This is a genomic window from Nocardioides secundeburneus (genome assembly GCF_039939255.1).
Taxonomy (GTDB): domain Bacteria; phylum Actinomycetota; class Actinomycetes; order Propionibacteriales; family Nocardioidaceae; genus Nocardioides.
Map to the genome: position 1 here is coordinate 203,762 of NZ_JBDUUE010000001.1, position 22,009 is coordinate 225,770.

General features: G+C 74.6%; 21 protein-coding genes, 1 tRNA gene and 1 riboswitch. Of the genes, 12 read left to right on the forward strand and 10 right to left on the reverse strand.

Annotated features, from left to right (window positions below; genetic code table 11):
- Positions 1 to 180: 180 nt before the first annotated feature.
- Positions 181 to 537: a hypothetical protein gene (locus tag ABFT23_RS00970; protein ID WP_347891897.1), complete on the forward strand. Its 357-nt coding sequence runs from the start codon at positions 181 to 183 to the stop codon at positions 535 to 537.
- A gap of 83 nt (positions 538 to 620) precedes the next feature.
- On the opposite strand, the gene ABFT23_RS00975 is transcribed toward ABFT23_RS00970, so the two are convergent.
- From ABFT23_RS00975 to ABFT23_RS01000, 6 genes are all read right to left on the reverse strand, one after another.
- A complete protein-coding gene (locus ABFT23_RS00975; RefSeq protein WP_347891898.1) occupies positions 621 to 2,003 on the reverse strand; it encodes a YncE family protein in 1,383 nt (460 codons plus the stop codon).
- 39 nt (positions 2,004 to 2,042) lie between these two features.
- A complete protein-coding gene (locus tag ABFT23_RS00980; protein WP_347891899.1) occupies positions 2,043 to 2,606 on the reverse strand; it encodes a hypothetical protein in 564 nt (187 codons plus the stop codon).
- 40 nt (positions 2,607 to 2,646) lie between these two features.
- Positions 2,647 to 2,961, reverse strand: coding sequence for a DMT family transporter (locus tag ABFT23_RS00985; protein WP_347891901.1), 315 nt, complete (start codon positions 2,959 to 2,961; stop codon positions 2,647 to 2,649).
- Between the two features lie 12 nt (positions 2,962 to 2,973).
- Positions 2,974 to 3,037, reverse strand: a riboswitch (guanidine-III (ykkC-III) riboswitch).
- 17 nt (positions 3,038 to 3,054) lie between these two features.
- Entirely contained in the window at positions 3,055 to 3,957 is a 903-nt protein-coding gene (locus ABFT23_RS00990; protein ID WP_347891902.1) for a LysR substrate-binding domain-containing protein, read from the reverse strand.
- Between the two features lie 5 nt (positions 3,958 to 3,962).
- Positions 3,963 to 4,325 (reverse strand): fluoride efflux transporter CrcB, encoded by a 363-nt coding sequence (gene crcB / locus ABFT23_RS00995; RefSeq protein WP_347891904.1) that lies wholly within the window; start codon positions 4,323 to 4,325, stop codon positions 3,963 to 3,965.
- The gene (locus ABFT23_RS01000; RefSeq protein WP_347891905.1) at positions 4,322 to 4,738 is read right to left on the reverse strand and encodes a fluoride efflux transporter FluC; all 417 of its coding nucleotides are present in this window, start codon (positions 4,736 to 4,738) and stop codon (positions 4,322 to 4,324) included. Before ABFT23_RS01000 ends, crcB begins: the two co-directional genes overlap by 4 nt.
- A gap of 177 nt (positions 4,739 to 4,915) precedes the next feature.
- Between ABFT23_RS01000 and ABFT23_RS01005 the strand changes: the two genes are divergently transcribed.
- From ABFT23_RS01005 to ABFT23_RS01050, 10 genes are read left to right on the forward strand one after another with little or no spacing between them, the layout of a single operon-like run.
- Positions 4,916 to 6,304 (forward strand): serine hydrolase domain-containing protein, encoded by a 1,389-nt coding sequence (locus tag ABFT23_RS01005; RefSeq protein ID WP_347891906.1) that lies wholly within the window; start codon positions 4,916 to 4,918, stop codon positions 6,302 to 6,304.
- A gap of 56 nt (positions 6,305 to 6,360) precedes the next feature.
- Complete coding sequence (locus tag ABFT23_RS01010) at positions 6,361 to 7,950, forward strand: ABC transporter substrate-binding protein (protein WP_347891907.1); 1,590 nt, start codon at positions 6,361 to 6,363, stop codon at positions 7,948 to 7,950.
- A gap of 3 nt (positions 7,951 to 7,953) precedes the next feature.
- Positions 7,954 to 8,967, forward strand: a complete 1,014-nt coding sequence (locus ABFT23_RS01015) for an ABC transporter permease (RefSeq protein ID WP_347891909.1) — start codon at positions 7,954 to 7,956, stop codon at positions 8,965 to 8,967.
- 19 nt (positions 8,968 to 8,986) lie between these two features.
- Positions 8,987 to 10,918 carry a dipeptide/oligopeptide/nickel ABC transporter permease/ATP-binding protein gene (locus ABFT23_RS01020; RefSeq protein WP_347891911.1) on the forward strand — a complete coding sequence of 644 codons (1,932 nt, stop codon included), beginning with the start codon at positions 8,987 to 8,989 and terminating at the stop codon, positions 10,916 to 10,918.
- On the forward strand, positions 10,915 to 11,676 hold the full coding sequence (locus ABFT23_RS01025; protein WP_347891912.1) for an ABC transporter ATP-binding protein: 762 nt from the start codon (positions 10,915 to 10,917) through the stop codon (positions 11,674 to 11,676). The genes ABFT23_RS01020 and ABFT23_RS01025 overlap by 4 nt, the downstream gene beginning before the upstream one ends.
- On the forward strand, positions 11,673 to 15,053 hold the full coding sequence (locus ABFT23_RS01030; RefSeq protein ID WP_347891914.1) for a serine hydrolase: 3,381 nt from the start codon (positions 11,673 to 11,675) through the stop codon (positions 15,051 to 15,053). Before ABFT23_RS01025 ends, ABFT23_RS01030 begins: the two co-directional genes overlap by 4 nt.
- Positions 15,053 to 16,207, forward strand: coding sequence for a M20 family metallopeptidase (locus ABFT23_RS01035; protein ID WP_347891916.1), 1,155 nt, complete (start codon positions 15,053 to 15,055; stop codon positions 16,205 to 16,207). The genes ABFT23_RS01030 and ABFT23_RS01035 overlap by 1 nt, the downstream gene beginning before the upstream one ends.
- Positions 16,204 to 17,112, forward strand: a complete 909-nt coding sequence (locus ABFT23_RS01040) for a GNAT family N-acetyltransferase (RefSeq protein ID WP_347891918.1) — start codon at positions 16,204 to 16,206, stop codon at positions 17,110 to 17,112. The genes ABFT23_RS01035 and ABFT23_RS01040 overlap by 4 nt, the downstream gene beginning before the upstream one ends.
- The gene (gene menC / locus ABFT23_RS01045) at positions 17,109 to 18,215 is read left to right on the forward strand and encodes an o-succinylbenzoate synthase (protein ID WP_347891920.1); all 1,107 of its coding nucleotides are present in this window, start codon (positions 17,109 to 17,111) and stop codon (positions 18,213 to 18,215) included. Before ABFT23_RS01040 ends, menC begins: the two co-directional genes overlap by 4 nt.
- Before the next feature lie 46 nt (positions 18,216 to 18,261).
- Positions 18,262 to 19,908, forward strand: coding sequence for a PucR family transcriptional regulator (locus tag ABFT23_RS01050; protein WP_347891921.1), 1,647 nt, complete (start codon positions 18,262 to 18,264; stop codon positions 19,906 to 19,908).
- A gap of 80 nt (positions 19,909 to 19,988) precedes the next feature.
- Here ABFT23_RS01050 and ABFT23_RS01055 read toward each other — a convergent pair.
- A tRNA-Ser gene (locus tag ABFT23_RS01055) sits at positions 19,989 to 20,078 on the reverse strand.
- 105 nt (positions 20,079 to 20,183) lie between these two features.
- On the opposite strand from ABFT23_RS01055, the gene ABFT23_RS01060 reads away from it, so the two are divergent.
- Positions 20,184 to 20,429, forward strand: a complete 246-nt coding sequence (locus tag ABFT23_RS01060; RefSeq protein WP_347891922.1) for a VOC family protein — start codon at positions 20,184 to 20,186, stop codon at positions 20,427 to 20,429.
- A 14-nt stretch (positions 20,430 to 20,443) separates the two neighbouring features.
- Here ABFT23_RS01060 and ABFT23_RS01065 read toward each other — a convergent pair whose 3' ends face one another.
- The 3 genes from ABFT23_RS01065 to ABFT23_RS01075 are packed head-to-tail and all read right to left on the reverse strand — an operon-like array spanning position 20,444 to position 22,006.
- Positions 20,444 to 21,031: a TIGR03086 family metal-binding protein gene (locus tag ABFT23_RS01065; RefSeq protein ID WP_347891924.1), complete on the reverse strand. Its 588-nt coding sequence runs from the start codon at positions 21,029 to 21,031 to the stop codon at positions 20,444 to 20,446.
- A gap of 31 nt (positions 21,032 to 21,062) precedes the next feature.
- The gene (locus ABFT23_RS01070; protein WP_347891926.1) at positions 21,063 to 21,524 is read right to left on the reverse strand and encodes a nucleoside deaminase; all 462 of its coding nucleotides are present in this window, start codon (positions 21,522 to 21,524) and stop codon (positions 21,063 to 21,065) included.
- Complete coding sequence (locus ABFT23_RS01075; RefSeq protein WP_347891927.1) at positions 21,521 to 22,006, reverse strand: tRNA adenosine deaminase-associated protein; 486 nt, start codon at positions 22,004 to 22,006, stop codon at positions 21,521 to 21,523. The genes ABFT23_RS01070 and ABFT23_RS01075 overlap by 4 nt, the downstream gene beginning before the upstream one ends.
- Between the last annotated feature and the right edge of the window lie 3 nt (positions 22,007 to 22,009).

Genomic DNA, 22,009 nt, shown 5'->3' on the forward strand with positions numbered 1-22,009 from the left:
CCGACAGGGAGTGACCAGCGCCACTCGGACTCTCACGCTCGCCTCCGTCTGCGGTGGTCCAGACCGCTGGCGCTCGTCACGGCCCGGCCGTGACCTCGGCCCCGGAGCGTCGTTGGAGGGGTATCTCGGTGCACGACCCCCCCACCTCCCACGAACACTCCCCCCTCCCGGAGCACCGTCATGCCTCGTCAGCCGAGCAGCACACAGCGCGCCGCCGTCCACGGCGTCAAGCTCGTGGTCGCCGCCGCCGTGGCCGTGCTCGCAGTGGCCCCGACGGTGGGCCCGACGGTGGGCCCGACGGCGACCGCCGACGTGCGGGTGCCGAGCGCCGCCGAGATCGCCGCGCAGGCCCGGCTCGACGACCTGATGCAGCGCCACGACTGCTCGGCCACCGGCTTCGGGCCCGACGTGATCCCGGGCTCGGCGCTGGTCGAGCGTGACGACCGCATCGAGCGGGTCAGCTTCGACGAGGGCTGGGCCATCTACACGGGCGATCGCAACGGATCACTCCTCGCGGTCTGCCGCAGCATCCTCTAGCGCGCAGACCCGCACCGACCCGACGGGGCCGGCCGACTCATGGGGTGTCGGCCGGCCCCGCCGAACGTCCGGCAGGAGACGCGCTACCCGGCGGGTCGCTCCCAGGCCGTCGTGGACGTCGTCCGGCGGGGCGCTGAGGACGACGCGACGCCGAGCCCGGCCACGAGCTCCCTGCGGATGAAGCCGTTGCGGATGCGTTGGGGGTGGTCGCCGACCTTGACCGTCGTGCGGATACGGGCGGTCTTGTAGGAGATGCGGGAGACGGTGTCGGAGCCGGACCAGGAGATGTAGCAGTCCTTGCCGTCGGCGCTCGGCGTCACCCAGTAGGGCTTGAGGCCGCCCTTGATCAGCCGGGTGTGCTTCCAGGTGCGGGTGCTGACCAGCGTCGCGTAGTCGCTCATGGTGCCGGCGACGCAGATGCGCTGCCCGTGGGGCCCGGCCGCGATGCCGTGGTGGGCGGAGTCGAGCAGGTAGAAGGGGCGCGGCAGGTCAGGCACGAGGTTCGGCAGGCGCTTGACCCGCGTGATCCGGCCGCTGCGCCGGTCGAGCTCGACGAAGCCGTGGAAGAACGAGAGCTGGAAGTAGAGCTTCTGCTCGTCGGGCGAGAGCGTCATCGGCCGCACCGAGATGCTGACGTCGTCCAGGCCGCGCGCGTCGAGCGCCTTGCGCAGGTCGTAGCGGCGCTCGACCTTCAGCGTCTTCGCGTTGACGACCTGCAGAACCCGCTCGCCCTCGAGCGGGTCGGGGATGCCGGGCTCGTCGAGCGGGCTGTAGACCGTGCCGATGCTGGCGTGCAGGATGCGCTTGCCGCCGTCGATGAACACCGACTCGTGGGGCGAGCCGCCCGAGGCGAACCGGCCGACCTCCGTGCCGTCGGCGACGCGCAGCACGTGCACGACGTTGCCGGTGGAGGCGCTGACGACGACGCGCCGGCCGTCGGGCGAGACCGCCATGTGGTCGGAGCGGACGCCGTCGACCTGGAAGCGCCAGACGATCTTCTTCGTCTTGAGGCTGATCGCGACGACGTCGGCGAACGACGGGCGGGAGATGACGACGAGGCGGCCGTCGTTGGAGGAGTACATGTCGTCGACGAACTGGTCGTTGCCCTCGCCGATCAGCGCGCGGATCGCGAGGAAGTAGGCCAACCGGTAGGGGTTGGTGGCGATCTCCTGCATGCGCTGTGCGTAGTCGGGGACGACGTCGAGCACGCCGATGCGCCGGAAGCTCCGCGGGTCGAGCAGCGTGGCGGTGCCCTCCCAGTTGTTGCCGACGAAGACTGCGGGCCGCTTGCCGCGGGGGGTCTTGCCGGGCTTGGCGGGCTCGCCGCGCTCGGCCGGATCGACGACGTCGGGTGCCGCGACCCGTGCGGGCGCGGCGCTGGCCGTCGTGGTCACCGGTGCGACCAGAGCACCGGTGAGGGCGAGCACTCCCGCGAGGGCGCCGACGATGTTCCTGGTGGACCCCATGTCCCTCACTCCTTCGTGATCTCGCCGATCGTAGACCGGCTAGTCGGGGGGCGACGCCGATCGGGCACAGTCGGCCTGCGCCCGGCCGAGGGCGGCCACGGCCTCGGTGTCGAACGCGCCGGTGAGGGTGTCGACGAGCGCGGCGTCGACCTCCGCGCCGGTGAGCGCCGCCCGGAGACAGTCGGCATAGGCTCCGGCGGCCACCCGGCCCTTGCTCTGCGCGCCGAGCGCACGGGTCGAGACCTCCACGAAGTCGATGCACTCGTGCTGGGCCTGGACCCACTGCGTGGCGGTGTCGGCGTCGAGGACCGGGAGCGCGGTGACGACGGCGCCGTCGACGACGATGCCGGCCGCCTCCAGGTCGGTCCCGCCCAGCCGGTCGAGCAATGCGTCGCCGAAGCAGTCGCTCTCGTCCGCCTCCTCCGGGCTCGGGGCGTTGCCGGCGTAGAGCGCGGCGATTCCGGGCGCGAGGTCGACGGACGAGGCGTCCGGCGAAGCGCTGGACGACACCGAGGCATCGTCCGGCCGGCCGCCGTCGCAGGCCACGAGGGTCAGGACGACGACCGCGAGAGCAGGAACCAGGCGTCGGTGCACGTCAGGCACGATCGCACGTCTGCGGCACTCGCGACGTCGACCGGGAAGATCAGTGCGCGAGCTTGAGCCCGACGATGCAGCCCACGAGGCCGACGAGCAGCAGCACCTTGACCAGGCTGACGGTCTCGTCGCCGGCCACCATGCCGTAGGTGACGGTCAGCGAGGCGCCGACGCCGACCCACACGGCGTAGGAGGTGCCGAGCGGCAGCGTGCGCATCGCGTAGGCGAGCCCGCCCATGCTCAGCACCAGGCCGACCGCGAAGACGAGCGAGGGCACCAGCCGGCTGAAGCCTTCGGACCGGCCGAGCGCGACCGCCCAGACCGACTCGAGGACGCCGGAGAGAACGAGGACCACCCATGCCATGACGAGCTCCTGGATGGCCGTCTTGTCGCGTTCCGGGTACGGCTCCCTCGTCCGGTGAGCCGTGCTGGCTCGCGACCACCCTAGCAAAGATTTTCAGCGGACAGCGCGTCCGGCAATACCCAAGAGGTCGCGCAGCGGCCCCGCGGGCGGCCGGCTGCTGCCGACCCACACGGCGGTGAACCGCCGGCGCAGGTCGAGGTCGGCGGTCGGCACCTCGACGAGACGCCCCGACCCGGTGTCGCCCACCACCACCCGCTCGCTGAGGAAGGCCGGCGGGCTGCCGGCGCGCACCGCGGCCAGCACGGCGGACGTCGTCGTCAGCTCGACCTCGGGCTCGGCCGGCTCGTGCCCCAGGGCACGGAAGGCGTCCTCGACGACGCGGCGGGTGCCGGACCCGGCCTCGCGGCTGGTCAACGGGCGCCGGGCGATCTCGTCGGCGCCGAGCGGCTTGCGGCGACGGGCCCACGGGTCGCCGGGCTCGGCGACGAGCACGAGCCGGTCGTCGCCGACGACGCGGGAGGCGAGCCCGGCGAGGTCGGCCGGCCCCTCGATGAAGCCGATGTCGGCCTGGCCGGCGCGGACGGCGTCGACGACGGCCTCGGAGTTGGTGGCGTGCAGGCTCGCCGCCGTCCCGCGGTCGCGTCGCAGGCGCACCAGCCAGCCGGGGAGGAGGTACTCGGCCGTCGTCATGCTCGCGTGCACGTGCAGCCCACGCGTCCGCTCCTCCTGGAGCGTGCGCAGCGCCGCCTCGACCTCGGCCGCCTGGTCGAGGAGCCCGCGGCTCCACTCGACCAGCAACCGCCCGGCCGACGTCAGCGACGAACCGGTCGTGGCCCGCTGCACCAGCACCAGCCCGGTCTGGGTCTCCATCGCCCGCAGCCGCTCCGAGGCCGACTGCTGCGAGATGCCCGCCGCCCGCCCGGCCGCGCCGATGCTGCCGAGCCGGGCGACGTCGGCCAGCAGGCGCAGCGCCGGCAGGTCGGGCAGGAGGTCCACGCCCCTCAGGCTAGGAGATACCCGACCACCGCCGCGCCGACACCGGCGACCAGGGAGAGGCCCACGTTCACGGCCGCCCCGCGCCACCGACCGGACTCGAGCAGACGCACCGTCTCGTAGGCGAACGTGCTGTACGTCGTCAGCGCCCCGCAGAACCCGGTGCCGACGGCGAGCACGACGGCGTCCGGCACGTCGTGCGTCGTGCCCCAGCCGACGAGGACGCCGAGCACGAACGAGCCCACCACGTTGACCGCGAGCGTGCCCCACGGCAGCGTCGTGCCCACGCGGGCCTGGACGGCGCGGTCGGTGAGGTAGCGCGCCGGCGCACCGACGGCGGCGCCGAGGGCGAGCCAGAGGTAGTCGGTCATCGCGCTGTGCCCCTCGTCGCGCGGCGCACGGCGGCCATGCCGACCCCGACCGCCGCCACCGCGACGACCGGGGTCAGCAGCAGGTAGCCGAGCCCGACGAGCGCATGGTCCGCGTCGACGAGCACCGTGGTCTGCACCGCGTAGGTCGAGAAGGTGGTGAACCCGCCCAGGACGCCCACGCCGAGGAATGGGCGCAGCAGGGGGTGCGCACCACCGCGCTCGACGACCACGACCATCAGTGCGCCGAGCAGCATCGCCCCGACGACGTTGGTCACGAAGGTGGCGGCCGGGAACCCGCCGGACGACGTCGGCCAGGCCACCTCGAGCGCGTGACGCGCCGCCGACCCGAGCACGCCACCGGCGGCGACGACCGCGAGCACGCGGCGGAGGGGCGGTTCGCCCTGCTGGGTCATGCGGCGCTCCTACCGGCGGTCGTCGGCGAGCCCACCCCGCGACCGGCCCGATGCTAGTGAACCACCGCCTCAGACCCACCGCGCGGGACGACGACTTCGTGCATGAGAACCAACAGGAGCCGCGAGGATCGTCGGATCGGACCAACGAGGATGCTCGCGAATTCCTAGTCTCGTGCCATGGCAGAGCTCGAGAGCACCCGGTCCTGGATCGACGAGCACCTGCCTGCGTTGCTCGAGAAGTACGACGTGCCCGCGGCGGCGTGGGCGGTGCTGCACGACGGCGAGACCGTCGACGGTGCCGCCGGGATCCTGCACCGCGGCACGGGTGTGACGGCGACCGCGGACTCGGTCTTCCAGATCGGCTCGATCACCAAGCTGTGGACCGCCTCGCTGGTGATGCAGCTGGTCGACGAAGGGCTGGTCGGGCTCGACGAACCGGTGCGGCGCCACCTGCCCGAGCTGCACGTCGCCGACGCGGAGGCCGCCGACCGCATGACCGTGCGGATGCTGCTCAACCACACGGCCGGCTTCGAGGGCGACATCTTCACCGACACCGGCACCGGCGACGACTGCGTCGAGAAGTACGTGGCGACGCTCGGCCACGTCCCGCAGCTGTTCCCGCCCGGCGAGCGGTTCTCCTACAACAACGCCGGCTACTGCGTGCTGGGCCGCCTCGTCGAGGTCCTGCGCGGCAAGCCCTACGACACGTGCCTGCGCGAGCACCTGGCCGCCCCGCTCGGCCTGACCCACACCGCCACCAGCCCCTACGAGGCGATCATGTTCCGCGCCGCGATGGGTCACGTCGAGGCCGAGGCCGGCCAGGGCCACGTGCCCGCGCCGATGTGGGCGATGGCCCGCTCGAACGGGCCGGCCGGCGCCATGCTCGCCATGACCGCCCGCGACCTGACCACCTTCGCGCGGATGCACCTCGACGACGGCCGCGCCGTCGACGGCACCCAGGTGCTCGCCCCCGGGACGCCGTCGCGCATGCAGTCCCGCGAGGTCGACCTGCCGCCCCTCGGGCTGATGGGCGACTCCTGGGGCCTGGGGTTCGAACGCTTCGACACCCCCGACGGCGACGTCGTGGGCCACGACGGCAACACCATCGGCCAGGCGGCGTTCCTGCGCATCGTCCCCGCCACCGGCACCGCCGTCGTCCTGCTGACCAACGGCGGCGACGCCGTGTCGCTCTACCGCGACGTCGTCGGCCGCGTCCTGGCCGAGGTCGCCGGCGTGCACCTCCCGCCGCTGCCGCACCCGCCCGCGTCGCCGCGCCCGGTCGACGTCTCGCGCTACCTCGGCACCTACTCGGCCGAGGTCTTCGACCTCGTCGTCAGCCAGGACGACGGCGGCCGGGTCTGGATCGAGCAGCAGCCCAAGGGCGCGCTGATCGAGATGGGCGGCAAGGTCGAGCGCACCGAGCTCGTGCACTACCGCGACGACATGCTCATCCCCCTCGAGGCCGACCGCGGCATGTTCATGCCCCACGCCTTCGTCGGCGACGACGGACAGGGCCGCGCGCTGTACCTGCACCTCGGCCGGGCCGTCCGGCGCGCCGGCGCCTGACGCCGCACCCACCCGCACGCCCCGCGACCACCCACCACACCACCGGAGGAACCCGCATGACGGACCGCACCCACGCCCGTCCGCCTCGCCGTCTCGGCGGTGCCGCCCTCGCGCTCGGCGCCACGGCCGTCCTCCTCGCCGCCTGCGGCGGCGGTGGTGGCGGCTCGAGCAGCGGCGGAGCCGGCGGCGGCGACTACGTCAGCGGCGGCACCTTCACGATGGCCTTCAACGCCGACCCCGGCCAGCTCGACCCGCAGTCCTCGGCCGGGACCGGGCTGTTCTCCATCAGCCAGCTCGCCTACGACCGGCTGCTGGCGATCGACGCCGACGGCGAGGTGGTCTCGGGCCTGGCGAGCGAGTGGTCGCTCGACGGCACCTCGGTCGAGCTCACCCTCGCCGAGGGCATCACCTGCAGCGACGACTCCGAGCTGACCGCGAGCGACGTCAAGGACAACCTCGACTACGTGGGCGACCCCGCCAACGAGAGCCCGTTCCTCGGCGTCTTCCTGCCCGCCGAGGCCACGGTGACCGCGGACGACGCCGCGCGCACCGTCAGCATCGAGCTGGCCGCACCGGCCCCGTTCGTGCTGCAGGGGCTGGCCAACCTGCCCATCGTCTGCGCGGCCGGCCTGGCCGATCGCGCATCACTGTCCGACGCCACCCTGGGCACCGGCGCCTACAAGCTGACCGACGCCCAGCCCGGCAACCAGTACACCTACGCCCGTCGCGACGGCTACACGTGGGGCCCGGACGGCGCCACGAGCGACGAGCCCGGCATGCCCGACACCATCGTCGTGCGGGTCGTCGAGAACGAGTCGACCGCCGCGAACCTGCTGACCTCGGGCGAGATCAACGCCGCCATCGTGGCCGGCGCCGACGCCGCGCGGCTCGAGGCCCAGGGCCTGTTCAGCACCGAGGCCCAGGCCATCGTGGGCGAGCAGTGGTACCACCACGGCGACGACCACGTGACCAGCGACCCCGCCGTCCGACTGGCCCTGACGCAGGCCCTTGACCTGGCCGAGCTGCAGCGCGTGCTGACCGCCGACCGCGGCGGGCCGCCCACGACCTTCGCCGCCATCGACCCGGTCGGCTGCCCCGGCGACTCGGTCTCGCCCGCCCTGCCCGAGCAGGACGTCGACGCCGCCCGCGCGGCGCTGGAGCAGGCCGGCGTCTCCCGGATCACCTTCGTCTACAACACCGCCGTGGCCGGGTCGGGCGGCGCCGCGGCCGCCGAGCTCGCCGTCCAGCAGTGGGAGGAGGCCGGCCTCGAGGTCGAGGCGCGTCCCGAGGGGGCCGGGCCCATCCAGGAGACCGTCTTCGGCACCGGCGACTGGGACGTCGCGTGGCTGCCCCTCAACGTGAACTACCCCGACCAGCTCGTCCCCTTCCTGTCCGGCACCCCGGCGCCCGAGGGCACCAACTTCGCGCGCATCGAGAACGCCGACTACGAGGACGCCGTCGCCCGGGCCTCCGCGCTGCCCGCCGAGGAGGGCTGTGCCACGTGGCTGGAGGCCGAGGCCCACCTGGTCGAGGACGCTGACGTGGTCCCCTTCGCCAACAGCCTGGTGAAGACCTTCGGCAACGGCGCCGAGTTCCAGTACCCGGGGCAGTTCGTGCCCACCAGCATCCGCATGCTGGCGAACTGACCGATGGCTCTCGGGGAGGCTCCGGCCGCCGTCGCGACGACGGCGCCCACGCAGGGGCGACCGGCGTGGTCCGGGCCGTGGCGGCGCTTCGCCGTCCGGCGCGCCGGACGACTGCTCGGCTCGCTCTGGGTGCTGGTCTCGGCCTCCTTCTTGATGATCCACCTCATCCCGGGCGACCCCGTGCGCACCTCGCTCGGCCCGACGGCCTCGGCCGACCTGGTCGCCGCGCGGCGGGCCGAGCTCGGCCTCGACGACCCGTTCCTGGTGCAGTATTGGCACTTCGTGCAGGGCCTGTTCACCGGTGACCTCGGCACCTCGTTGTCGCTGCGGCTGCCGGTGCAGGAGGTCATCGCCCAACGCCTGCCCGCCACGCTCTCGCTGGCCGTGCTGGGCTTCGTCGTCGCGGTCGCGATCGCCGTGCCGCTCGGCGTCGGCGTGGGCGCCCTGACCCGTCGCGGTCGCGGACGACGCACCGAGCTCGGCTTCACCACGACCAGCGTCGTGCTCGGTCTCGTCCCCGACTTCCTGCTGGGCGTGGCCCTGGTCTACGTCTTCGGCGTCGGGCTCGGCTGGCTGCCGGTCGCCGGCGACAACACCCCGAGCGCCTACGTGCTGCCCGCGCTCTCGCTCGCCGTGGGGCCCGCCGCCGTGCTGGCCCGCATCGTGCGCGTGGAGATGGTCGCCGTGCTCGAGGCCGACTTCGTGCGGACCGCGCGGGCCAAGCGGCTGCCGAGCCGCACCGTCTACCTGCGCCACGCGCTGCCCAACGCCCTCACGGCCTCGCTCACCCTCGGCGGCATGCTGCTCGGCTCGATGGTGGCCGGCACGGTGCTGGTCGAGAACGTCTTCGCCTGGCCGGGGCTCGGCAGCACGATCGTGTCCTCGATCCTGGCCAAGGACTACCCGCTCGTGCAGGCCATCGTCATCGTCTACGGCGTCGGCGTGCTGATCGTCAACACCGCCGTCGACGTCGCTCTGGCGCTCATCGACCCGCGCTCGATGATCCGGGAGGACTGACGTGCGGCGATGGACGGCGGTGCTGCGCACCCCCCTCGGCCTGACGGCGACGGTGCTCACGGTCGCCGTGCTGCTGCTGGCCCTGCTCGGCCCGGTGCTGCTCGCCGACGCGGCGGCGGCCGACGACACCGACAACCTGCTCGCCGGGCCGTCGGGCGAGCACTGGGCGGGCACGGACAACCTCGGGCGCGACATCTTCCTGCGCACGCTGGTCGCGGCCCGTCTCTCCATCGGGCTGGCCCTCGCCGCCACCGCGATCGCGGTCGCCGTCGGCCTGCTGCTGGGCACGGCGCCGTTCCTGCTCGGCCGCTTCGGCGGCCGGCTGGTCGTGGCCGCGGTCAACGTCGCGGTCGCCTTCCCCGGCCTGCTGCTCGCGCTGTTCTTCGCCGTGGTCTTCGGGGTGGGGGCGCTCGGTGCCGTGCTCGCGATCGGCTGCGCCGGGGCGCCGGCGTTCGCGCGCCTCGTGCAGACGCTCGTCGCCGGCGTCGCCGGGCGGGAGTACGTCGAGGCCGCCCTGGTCGCGGGCGTGAGCCGGCCGCGGATCCTGGTGCGGCACGTGCTGCCCAACGTCGCCGAGCCGCTCGTCGTCAACGCCACCATCGGCGCCGGCGGGGCCCTGCTGTCGTTCGCCGGGCTCTCGTTCCTGGGCCTCGGCGTCCAGCAGCCGGCCTACGACTGGGGCCGCCTGCTCTTCGACGGCGTCTCGCTGCTCTACCTCAACCCGGCCGCGGCCCTTGCCCCCGGCGCGGCCGTGCTGCTGGCCGGCCTGGCGTTCAACCTGTTCGGCGAGTGCGTGGCCAAGAGCCTCGGCGTCACCACCACCGCGTCGGCGCTCGCCCCACGCGGGTCGCGCCGCGCCCCGGGCGGCGGCCGCGCCGCCGCCACGACCGCACGCGACACCGCCACCGGCACCGACGGCGACGGCGACGTCGTCCTCGACGTGCGCGACCTCGAGGTCTCGTTCCCGGGTGAGCACGGCGTCGTCCGGCCGGTGCGCGGCGTCTCGTTCACCGTGCGGCGCGGCGAGGCGCTCGGCATCGTCGGCGAGTCCGGCTCCGGCAAGTCGCTCACCGCGCTCGCCGCGGCGCGGCTGGTCGGCGAGCCGGGACGCGTCGACGCCGAGCGCCTCGAGCTGCTCGGCACCGACCTGCAGGGCGCCGACTCCCGCGCCCAGCGGCGCCTGCTCGGCACCAGCCTGTCGCTGGTCTTCCAGGACCCCGCGACGTCGTTCAACCCCACGCAGCGCATCGGCGCGCAACTGGCGGAGGTCTCGCGACACCACCACGGCCTCGACCGGCGCGCGGCCCTGGCCCGGGCCGTCGACCGCTTGCGCTCGGTGCGCATCACCGACCCCGAGCGACGGGCCCGCCAGTACCCGCACGAGTTCTCCGGCGGCATGCGCCAACGGGCGATGATCGGCATGGGCCTCATGGGCTCCCCCGCGCTCATCGTGGCCGACGAGCCGACCACCGCCCTCGACGTCACCGTGCAGCAGCAGGTGCTCGACCTCCTCGCCGCCATCCGCGAGGCCGACGACGTCGCCCTGGTGCTCATCAGCCACGACGTGGCCGTCGTCCGCGAGGTGTGCGACCGGGTGCTCGTCATGTACGCCGGCCGCGTCGTCGAGGACCTGCCCGCCGCCGACCTGGCCACCAGTGCCCGGCACCCCTACACCCGGGCCCTGGTCGCCGCGGTGCCCGACATGACGACCGACCTCGACCAGCCGCTGGCCACCATCCCCGGCCGGCCCGTCGACCCGGCCGACGTGCCCGTCGGCTGCGCCTTCGCCGACCGGTGCCCCCTGGTCTCGCCCCGGTGCCGGGCCGAGGACCCGCCGCTCGCCACCGACCCGGGCGGACGCCGCGTCGCCTGCTGGCACGCCGACGAGACCGGTGCGGTGGCGCCGCAGACACGCGACGTCGCGGCCCGTCCGCCGCTGGAGGTGTCATGAGCGAGCTGCGCTTCGACGACGTGGTGGTGCGCTACGGCGGCGTCACGGCCGTCGACCACGTCAGCCTCACCGTGCCCGAGGGCGAGGTGGTCGGCCTGGTCGGCGAGTCGGGCTCGGGCAAGTCGACCCTGGCCCGGGCCGCCGTCGGCCTCGTGCCGTTCGAGGGCCGCATCACCCTCGGCGACGCACCCGTGCCCGTGCGCGGACGCCACCGTCCCGTGCGGATGGTCTTCCAGGACCCCCACTCCTCGCTCGACCCGCGCATGAGCGTCGGCGAGAGCATCGCCGAGGCCATCCCGCCCGGCTCGTCGCGCGCCGCACGACGAGCCGAGGTGGCCCGGTTGCTCGAGCTCGTCCACCTCGAGCCGGGTCGCGGCGGCGCGCGCCCCGCCGAGCTGTCCGGGGGCCAGCGCCAGCGGGTGGCCCTGGCCCGCGCGCTGGCCGGCCGTCCGGCCGTCGTCGTGGCCGACGAGATCACCTCGGCGCTCGACGTCTCGATCCAGGGCGCCGTGCTGAACCTGGTGCGCGACCTGCAGCGCGAGCTCGGGCTCTCGATGCTGTTCATCAGCCACAACCTCGCCGTCGTGCGGTACGTGGCCACCCGGGTCGCGGTCATGCGCCACGGCCGGATCGTCGAGCAGGGCCCCACCGCACAGGTGCTCGCCGACCCCGAGCACGACTACACCCGCGAGCTCCTCGCGGCCGTCCCGGGCGGCCACCGTGCCGCCGTCCCCGCACCGAGCAGGAGTGACCGATGACCCGACCCGCCCGCCTCGACGGCCTCGCCCTGCTCGCCGTGCCCTCGCAGCCGGCCCTGTCCCCCGACGGCGCCCGCGTCGTCTACGTGCTGCGCACCCTCGACCTCGAGGCCGACCGCAACGTCGACGAGCTGTGGCTGGTGCCCGTGGACGGCGCCGCCCCCCGCCGGCTCACGGCCGGCCCGGCCGACACCACGCCGACGTGGTCGCCCGACGGACGACGGATCGCCTTCCTGCGCGACGGCCGGCCGCACCTGCTCGACCCCGACGGCGGCGACGCCGAGCCGCTCGGGCACGCCCCCGCCGGAGCCGGTCGGCCGGCGTGGAGCCCCGACGGCTCGCGCCTCGCGTTCGCCGCGCCGGTCGACCCGGCCGGCGACGACGCCCCGGACGGCGCCCCGCTCGTCGCCCGGCGCGCCGACTACCAGGTCGACGGCGCCGGCATGCTGGGCGCCGTCCGGCGGCAGCTGTTCGTGCTCGACGTGTCCGCGGACGGCGGCTCCTGTCGCCAGGTCACCGACGGCCCCGAGCACGCCGGCGACCCGGCGTGGTCGCCCGACGGGCGCACGCTCGCCTTCACGCGCAAGGTCGGCGACGACAGCGACCTGACCTACCGCACCGCCGTCCACCTGCTCGACGTCGACGACCCCAAGGCCGAGGTGCGCACCGTGGCGCTCGCCGACGGCGTCGCGGGCGCGGTGTCGTTCGACGCCGGCACCGACGCCGGCGCCGACGGCGCGGACCTGCTCGTCATCGGCTACCCGGGCGACCCGGTCGGCCACCAGCACCTGCTGCGGGTCGACCCCGGTAGCCCTGGCGGCACCGGCGGCACCGACGAGGCGGTGGTCAGCCTCAGCGCCCACCTCGACCGCAACGTGATGGCCGGCGGACCGGCCTACCCCGGCGGCCGGCCGCAGCGCACGGCCGACGGCACGCTCCTGGTGTGCGTGCGCGACCACGGCTGCACCCACGTGTGGGCGCTGGGCGACGAGCCCGGGGCCGACGCACGACCGGTGGTGGCCGGCGCGGGTCGCGTCGTGTCGGGCCTGTCGGTCGTCGGCGGCACCGCCGTCGTCGCCCTCGGCACCCCGACCTCGCACGGCGAGATCGTGGCCGTCGACGTCGCGAGCGGCGCCGAGACCGTCCTCACCGACCACGGGGCCGCGCTGGCCGACGTCGCGCTGGTCGAGCCCGAGGAGCGCACCTTCACGATCTCCGACGGCACCAGCGTGCAGGGCTGGCTCCTGCGGCCCGACGCCGCCGAGCACCCCGGGCCGCGGCCGCTGCTGCTCGACGTGCACGGCGGCCCGCACAACGCCTGGAACGCCGCTGCCGACCAGATGCACCCCTACCACCAGGAGCTCGTGGCCCGGGGCTGGGCGGTCCTGCTGGTCAACCCGCGCGGCAGCGACGGCTACGGCGAGGCGTTCTTCGACGGCGTGCACGGCGCGTGGGGCGTGGCCGACCACCGCGACTTCCTCGAGCCCGTCGACACCCTCGTCGCCGAGGGCGTCGTCGACGCCGACCGCCTCGCCGTGACCGGCTACAGCTACGGCGGGTTCATGACCTGCTGGCTCACCGGGCACGACGACCGCTTCAAGGCCGGCGTGGCCGGCGGCGTCGTCAGCGACATGACCAGCATGTTCGGCACCTGCGACGACGGCCACTGCATGAGCGCGTACGAGCTCGGCGGGACGCCGTGGGACCAGCCGGAGGCCTACGCGGCGATGTCGCCGATCACGGCCGTGCACCGGGTCTCGACGCCGACCCTGGTGCTGCACGGCGCCGACGACCTCACGTGCCCGCTCGGCCAGGGCCAGCAGTGGCACACCTCGTTGCGGGGCCTCGGCGTGCCCACCGAGCTGGTCGTCTACCCCGGTGCGTCGCACGCCTTCGTGCTGCTCGGCCGGCCCTCGCACCGTCTCGACTACGCCCGTCGGCTGGTCGAGTGGGTCGAGCAGCACACGCTCCGCGGCGGCCGGCCCCGGCTCGACGCCGCCCACTGGCAGCGGCGCCTCGCCGTCCTCGCCGAGAAGCACCACGTGCCCGGCGCACAGCTCGGCATCCTCGACGGCGACGACCTGGTCGAGGTGGCGCACGGCGTCCTCAACCTGCGCACCGGGCAGCCCGCCACGCCCGCGTCGGTCTTCCAGATCGGCTCGATCACCAAGGTGTGGACGGCGACCGTGGTCATGCAGCTGGTCGACGAGGGCCGGCTGCGCCTCGACACCCCCGTGGCCGAGGTGGTGCCCGAGCTGCGGCTCGCCGACCCCGACGTGACCAAGCAGGTCACGATCCGCCACCTGCTCACTCACACCAGCGGCATCGACGGTGACGTGTTCACCGACACCGGCCGCGGCGACGACTGCCTGGAGAAGTACGTCGACCTGCTGGGCGACGTCGCGCAGAACCACCCGCTCGGTGCGACCTGGTCGTACTGCAACTCCGGCTGGTCGCTGCTGGGCCGGGTGATCGAGAAGGTCACCGGGCAGACCTGGGACGAGGCGATGCGCGAGCGGCTGTTCGTCCCGCTCGGCCTCACCCGCACCTCGACGCTGCCCGAGGAGGCGATCCTCGAGGCCGCGGCCGTCGGTCACGTCGACGACGACGGCGAGCAGGTGCCCACGCCGGTGTGGGACCTGCCGCGCAGCGTCGGCCCCGCCGGTCTCGTGAAGTCGACCGTGCGCGACGTGCTCGGCTTCGCGCGCCTGCACCTGTCCGGCGGCCTCGCGCCCGACGGCACCCGGCTGCTGGCCGAGGAGACCGTCGCGGCGATGACCGCCCACGAGGTCGACCTGCCCGACAAGCTCATCCTCGGCGACTCGTGGGGCCTGGGCTGGATCCGCTTCGACTGGTCCGGCCACCGCCTCGTCGGCCACGACGGCAACACCCTCGGCCAGGCCGGCTTCCTCCGGATGCTGCCCGCGGACGGCGACCGCCCGGCCGTCGCGGTCGCCCTGCTGTGCAACGGCGGGCACACCCGCGACCTCTACGAGGACCTCTACCGCGAGATCTTCGCCGAGGTCGCCGACGTCGAGATGGCGCGGCCGTTCGCGCCGCCGGCCGAGCCGGCCGACGTCGACGTGACGCCCTTCGTGGGCATCTACGCCCGCTCCTCGGTGCGCATGGAGGTGCTCGCCGACGGCACCACCGACGAGACCCGCGGCGGACCGGCCCTGCGCACCACGATCCTCGGCCCGCTGGCCGAGATGATGCCCGACCCCGTCGAGGAGCACACGCTCGTGCCCGCGGGCCCGGCCCTGTTCGCCGTCCGCCCGCCCGAGGCCGACACGTGGGCGCCGGTGACCTTCTACGAGCTGCCCACCGGCGAGCGCTACGTGCACTTCGGCGTGCGCGCCACCCCGCGGGTCGACTGATGCGGCCCGACCTGCCCGCGCTCCTCGACGACGTCCGCACGCTCGTCGAGTGCGAGTCGCCCTCCGACGACCGTGCCGCCGTCGCGCGGTCGGCCGCCGAGGTGGCGCGTCTGGGGGCGCGCCACCTCGGCACCGAGCCCGAGCGGATCGTCGTCGACGGCCGCACCCACCTGCGGTGGCGGCTCGGCGCCGGCCCGACCCGGGTGCTGCTGCTCGCCCACCACGACACCGTCTGGCCGCTCGGCTCGCTCGCCACCCACCCGTGCACGGTCGAGCAGGGCGTGCTGCGCGGGCCCGGTTGCTTCGACATGAAGGCCGGGCTGGTGATGGCGCTGCACGCCCTCGCCGCCCTGCACGACGCCGGCGACGTCGACGGCGTCACGCTGCTCGTCACCGGCGACGAGGAGATCGGCTCCCCCACCTCGCGCACCCTCATCGAGGACGACGCCCGCGGGGCCGAGGCCGCGCTGGTGCTCGAGGCCTCGGCCGGCGGCGGCGCGCTCAAGACCGAGCGCAAGGGCGTCTCGCTCTACGACGTCGGCGTCGTCGGGCGCGCGGCGCACGCCGGGCTCGAGCCGGAGCGCGGGGTCAACGCCACCCTCGAGCTGGCGCACCACGCACTCGCGGTCGCCGGACTCGGCGACGGGGCCCGAGGCACCACGGTGACGCCGACCGCCCTGCGCAGCGGCACCACCACCAACACCGTGCCGGCCGCCGGGTCGTTCTCGGTCGACGTGCGCGCCCGCACGAGTGCGGAGCAGGACCGCGTGCACCGGGCGATGCTCGCCCTGCGTCCGGTCCTCCCGGGGGCGAGCGTCACCGTCACGGGCGGCCCGAACCGGCCGCCGCTCGACGCCGCGGCGTCCGTCGACCTCTTCGCACGGGCCACCGAGGTCGCGATGCGCCTCGGCTTGCCCGCGCCGTCGTCGGCGTCGGTCGGCGGCGCCTCGGACGGCAACTTCTGCGCCGGCGTCGGCACCCCCACCCTCGACGGCCTGGGCGCCGTCGGCGGCGGCGCGCACGCCGACGACGAGCACGTCGTCGTCGACGAGCTGCCGGGGCGCACCGCCCTGCTGGCAGCACTGGTCGCCGACCTGCTCGCGCCGAGGCGGACGACGTCCGTCGCCGTGCTGGGCGGTGCGTCGCGACCATGAGCCACCGAGACCATGGCGACACCCTGACCGGAGTCGCCGAGCCGCCGTTCGGGCGTGACCTCGACCTCGACGCCGCCGTGCAGGCGGCCGACGCGGCCGCACTGGCCTCCGGGGTGACCGTGCGCGAGGTGCACGACCTGGCCGGCGTGGCCGAGGTGGGCGCCCTACTCGCCCGCGTCTGGGGGCGCGACGCCAACCCGCCCATCAACCCCGAGCTGCTGCGCGCGTTCGGCAAGGCCGGCAACTACGTCACCGGCGCCTTCGACGGCCCGGACGGCGACCGCCTGGTCGGGGCGTGCGTCGCGTTCTTCCACGCCCCGGCCGAGGGTGCGCTGCACAGCCACATCGCCGGCACCGCGCCGGAGGTCGCGGGCCGCCACGTCGGGCTCGCGCTGAAGCTGCACCAACGGGCGTGGTCGATGCTGCGCGGCGTCGACCGGATCGTGTGGACCTTCGACCCGCTGGTGAGCCGCAACGCCTACTTCAACATCACCAAGCTGGCCGCCCGCCCGGTGCAGTACCTCACCGACTTCTACGGGCCCATGCGCGACGCCATCAACGGCACCGACGACACCGACCGGCTGCTCCTGCGGTGGGACCTGCGCGACCCGCTCGTCGCGTCGGCGGCCACGACCGGCTCCGCGTCTCCCGCACCGACCGGTCCGGAACCGGTGGTCGGCCTGGCCGTCGGGCCCGACGGCGGACCGGTGCCGGGCTCGCTCGAGGGCGAGACGGTGAGCGTCGCCGTCCCGCTCGACGTGGCAGCGCTGCGTGCTGCGGACCCCTCCCTCGCCGCGCGGTGGCGCCACGCCGTCCGCGAGGCGCTGACCACCCTGCTCGACGACGGTGGCCGCGTCGTCGGCTTCGACCGGACCGGCCACTACCTGGTGAGGAGGTCGGCGTGAGGCTGATCGGAGTAGAGCTGCGACGGGTGGCGATGCCGCTGGTGTCGCCGTTCCGCACGTCGTTCGGGACCCAGACGACGCGTGAGCTCGTGCTCCTGCGCGCCGTCACCGACGAGGCCGAGGGCTGGGGCGAGTGCGTCGCGATGGCCGACCCCCGCTACTCCTCGGAGTACGTCGAGGGCGTCGTCGACGTGCTGCGCCGCTTCCTCGTGCCGGCGCTGACCGCCGTTCCGAGCGTCGCGGCCACCGACGTGGCCGCCCTGCTGGCGCCGTTCAGGGGGCACCGCATGGCCAAGGCGGCGCTCGAGACCGCCGTCCTCGACGCCGAGCTGCGCAGCCAGGGCCGCTCGTTCGCCCGCGAGCTCGGCGCCGTCCACGACCGGGTGCCGTGCGGGGTCTCGGTCGGGATCATGGACAGCGTGCCGGCCCTGGTCGACGCCGTCGGCGGCTACCTCGACGAGGGCTACGTGCGCATCAAGCTCAAGATCGAGCCCGGGTGGGACGTCGAGCCCGTCCGTGCCGTGCGCGAGACCTACGGCGACGGCGTGCTGCTCCAGGTCGACGCGAACACCGCCTACACCCTCGGCGACGCGCGTCACCTCGCGCGCCTCGACCCGTTCGACCTGCTCCTCATCGAGCAGCCGCTCGAGGAGGAGGACGTGCTCGGGCACGCCGACCTGGCGCGACAGATCGCGACGCCGGTGTGCCTCGACGAGTCGATCGTCTCGGCGCAGTCGGCCGCGGCCGCGATCCGCCTCGGAGCCGCCGCGATCGTCAACATCAAGCCCGGTCGGGTCGGCGGCTACCTCGAGGCCCGGCGCATCCACGACGTGTGCGTCGCCCACGGCGTCCCGGTGTGGTGCGGCGGCATGCTCGAGACCGGGCTCGGCCGCGCGGCCAACGTGGCGCTCGCCGCGCTGCCCGGCTTCACGCTGCCGGGCGACACCTCGGCCTCGGGTCGCTACTACGCGCGCGACATCACCGAGCCGTTCGTGCTGGACGACGGCCACCTGGCCGTGCCCGACGGGCCCGGGCTCGGCGTCCTCCCCGTCGAGGACGAGCTCGCCGCCGTCACCACCGGCACGGAGTGGATCCCGGCCTGAGCGTCGTCGACCCACCGCGCGGCGGGCAGGTCGTAGCCTCGTGCTCGTGAGCACGGCGCCGGCCCCGCGTCCCCGGGCGAGCCTGCGGCGGGTGATCGACCACCTCGGCGCCACGCTGCTCGACCTCGTCCACGGGGTCCCGGACGACGCCGACGCCATCGGTGGCGTCGTCATCCACGACCCGCTCGACGCCCCCGTCCTGCCCCCGCACGCGCTGGTCCTCGGCGTCGGCCTGGAGTCGCCGGAGCACGTGGCCGCCGTGCTCGCCGACCTCGGCGGGGCCGGTGCCGCCGGCCTGGTGCTGAGGTCGCCGTGCCCCGTCACCGACGAGGTGCGCGCCGCCTCCGACGACGCCGGCGTGGCCGTGCTGGGGCTCAGCCGCGGCGCACCCTGGGCACACCTGGCCGCCATGCTCCGCTCGCTGCTCGCGGAGGGCGACGTCGGCGGGGCCGAGCAGGAGTCGCTGGGGGGCCTGCCGTCCGGCGACCTGTTCGCCGTGGCGAACGCCGTGGCCGCGCTGCTCGACGCCCCGATCACCATCGAGGACCGCAGCTCGCGGGTGCTGGCGTTCTCCGAACGGCAGGGCGAGGCCGACCCGTCGCGCGTCGAGACGATCCTGGGTCGCCAGGTCCCGGAGCGCTACGCGCGCATCCTCAGCGAACGCGGCGTGTTCGGCGAGCTGCACCGCAGCGACCAGCCCGTCTACATCAGCCCGGCCGAGGACGACGCCTTCCTGCTGCCGCGCGTGGCCATCGCCGTCCGGGCCGGCGAGGAGGTCCTCGGCTCGATCTGGGCGGCGGTGCACGCGCCCCTCTCGCCCGAGCGGACGCAGGCGTTCCGCGAGGCGGCGACCCTCACCGCCCTCCACCTGCTGCGGGCCCGGGCCGGCTCCGACGTGCAGCGTCGCGTGCGCACCGACCTCGTCAGCTCGGTGCTCGAGGGCGGCATCGGCGCCCAGGACTCGCTTGCCCGGCTCGGGCTCGCCGACGTGCCGCTGGTCGTGCTGGCCCTCACCGTCGCCGGCGGTGGCGAGGCCGGCGACCCGAGCAGGTCGCAGGAGCGCGAGCGTCTCGCCGACGCCTTCGCCGTGCACCTCTCGGCCATGAACCCGCGCTCGGCCACGGCGCTGCTCGGCGGCACCGCGTACGGCATCGCCGCCACGTCGTCGGCCGACAGCGACGCCGACGAGCGGGTCGTCGCGACGGCCCGCGACTTCGTCGACCGGATCGGTGACCGGACCCGACCGCTGATCGCGGTCGGCCCGATCGCCTCGACGCCGGCCGGCGTCGCCCGGTCGCGCGCCACGGCCGACCGCGTGCTCCGCGTCCTGCGCGAGCGCCACGACTCGGGCGGACGACGCAGCGGGCCTGCGGTGGCGCGGCTGGCCGACGTCCACACCGACCTGCTGCTGCTCGACCTGCGCGACCTGGCCAGCGCCCAGGACGTGCCGCCCACCGGACCCCTGGCCCGCCTGGTCGACTACGACGCCCGTCACGCCTCCAGCCTGGTGCCCACCCTGCGCGCCTGGCTCGAGGCCTTCGGCGACGTGAACGAGGCCGCCGAGGCCCTCTTCGTGCACCCCAACACGTTCCGCTACCGCCTCCGACGGGTGCGGGAGGTCGGCCAGGTCGACCTGCGCGACCACCGCCAGCGCCTCGCCCTGATGCTGCAGCTGGCGCTCAGGGAGAGCTGAGGCGCCCCGCCTCGCCCCGGCATCGGACCCCTGGACGACGATCAGCCCCCGACACGTGCGTCGGGGGCTGATCGGCAGGCTGGCGGTGGCGGTGGGATTTGAACCCACGGTGGGTTTGACCCCACACAACATTTCGAGTGTTGCACCTTCGGCCGCTCGGACACGCCACCGCGGGAGAGATTACCGGAGGGCTTCCGGAGCGCTAAATCGGGTTGTCGTCGAGTCGTCATCGAGTCGTCCTGGGGTTGTCGGTGGTCGCGGCTGGCGTGCCGCGCATGGCGATGAGGCTCGAGACGGTCGCGTGCGACACGACCGACCCGACGACCCTGGCCGGCTGGTGGGCCGACCAGGTCGGCGGGCAGCACGTCGACGAGCCGACGGCGGGCAAGAGCCGTTGGCACCTCGACCTCGCTGCCGACGACCTCGAGGCCGAGGTCGAGCGGTCGGCAAGGAGTTCTGCGTCTCGGGGCCGCACGGCGAGGGAGGCGCGATGGGCTGACCTTCGAGCTCGTGCCAACTGAACAGCGGAGCAACGTCAGGCAGACCACCGGGGCTCGCGCCCGGCCAGCGCCACGAGGCGGTCGAGGTCGCTCGCGTCGGCGGACGGCTCGACGGGCGCACCGAACGGACCCTCGCCGTCCGGCACCTCGTCGGGAACCTCGAACGACGCGACGAACCCCGTGCAGACCGCGACCGACGCCGGGTCGGGCTCCCATGCCCGGCCGGTGGCGACCGCGAGGTCCCACCCGTGCACGACGACCTCGTTGAGCGCCACGAGGGCGGCGACCTCGGCGGGCAGCTCGACCGGTCCGGCCTGGGCCGTGCCCACCCGCGACGACGGGTCGGCCCACGCCTCGGCGAGGCCGGCCAGGTCGGCGGCGATGCGGTCGCGCCACCCGGCCTCGAGGCGGCCGGCGTCCCCGCTCGGCCCGGCGTGGGCACCGTCGAGCGGTTGCTTGGTGGCCGCGGCGGTGAAGGCGATCGTCAGGCCGCCGATGTGGTCGACCAGGTCGCCGACGGTGTACGCCGGGCAGGGCGTGGGGCGGGTGAGGTCGTCGTCCGAGACCGACCGCACGAGCGAGGCGAGGGCCTGCGTCGCAGGCGTCATGTCGTGGGCTTCCATGATCCGTGCCGACCCCGGTCGGCGGGCAGAGTCATCGGCGGGCGGCGAAGAACTCCTCGAGCAGCGCCGACGACTCGTCGGCCAGCACCCCGCCGACGACCTCGGGGCGGTGGTTGAGGCGGCGGTCGCGCACGACGTCCCACAACGAGCCGACCGCTCCTGCCTTGTCGTCCCAGGCACCGAGCACGACCCGGTCGACCCGGGCGAGCACGGCCGCACCGGCGCACATGGTGCACGGCTCGAGGGTGACGACGAGCGTGCAGCCGTCGAGGCGCCACTCGCCGCGGCGGCGGGCGGCCGCGCGCAGGGCGACCACCTCGGCGTGCCCGGTCGGGTCGTGCTCGGCCTCGCGCACGTTGCGCCCGACCCCGATCACGCCCCCGGCGGCATCGAGCACGACCGCGCCGATCGGCACGTCGCCGGTGGCGAGAGCCGCGCGCGCCTCCCCGAGCGCGAGCCGCATCGGGTCGCGCCAGTCGATCGGGGCACTCACGCGGGAGCGAGCCCGAGTGCGTCGTCGAAGAGCTGGCCGAATCCCATGGCGCGGGCCACGTCGCTGAGCAGCTCGTCGGGGTAGGCGTCGACGTCGTCGAGGAGGTCCTCGAGGTCGTCCTCGGCCAGGCCGAGGTCGGCGAGCAGGTCGAGGTCGCCGACGGCGTCCTGGTCGTCGTCGTCCTCGTCGGGCGCCGGGAGGTCGAGGAACTCGAGCACCGAGGCGGCGACGTCCCACTCGTCGGCGGCGGTCGGGTCGGAGAGCAGCACCCGGGTGCGCACCTGGTCGACCCGGACGATGACGAAGTAGTCGTCGTCGAGGCCGATGAGCGCGACGACGACGTCGTCGGAGAAGCGCCGCAGGGCGTCGGCGAGGAGGTCGAGGTCGGCCGGCAGGTCGTGTGCGAGCTCGCCCACGACCCACTCCCCCGAGCGGCGCCAGGCGGCCAGGGCGAAGTCGACGTCGTCGAGCTGCTCGACCATGGG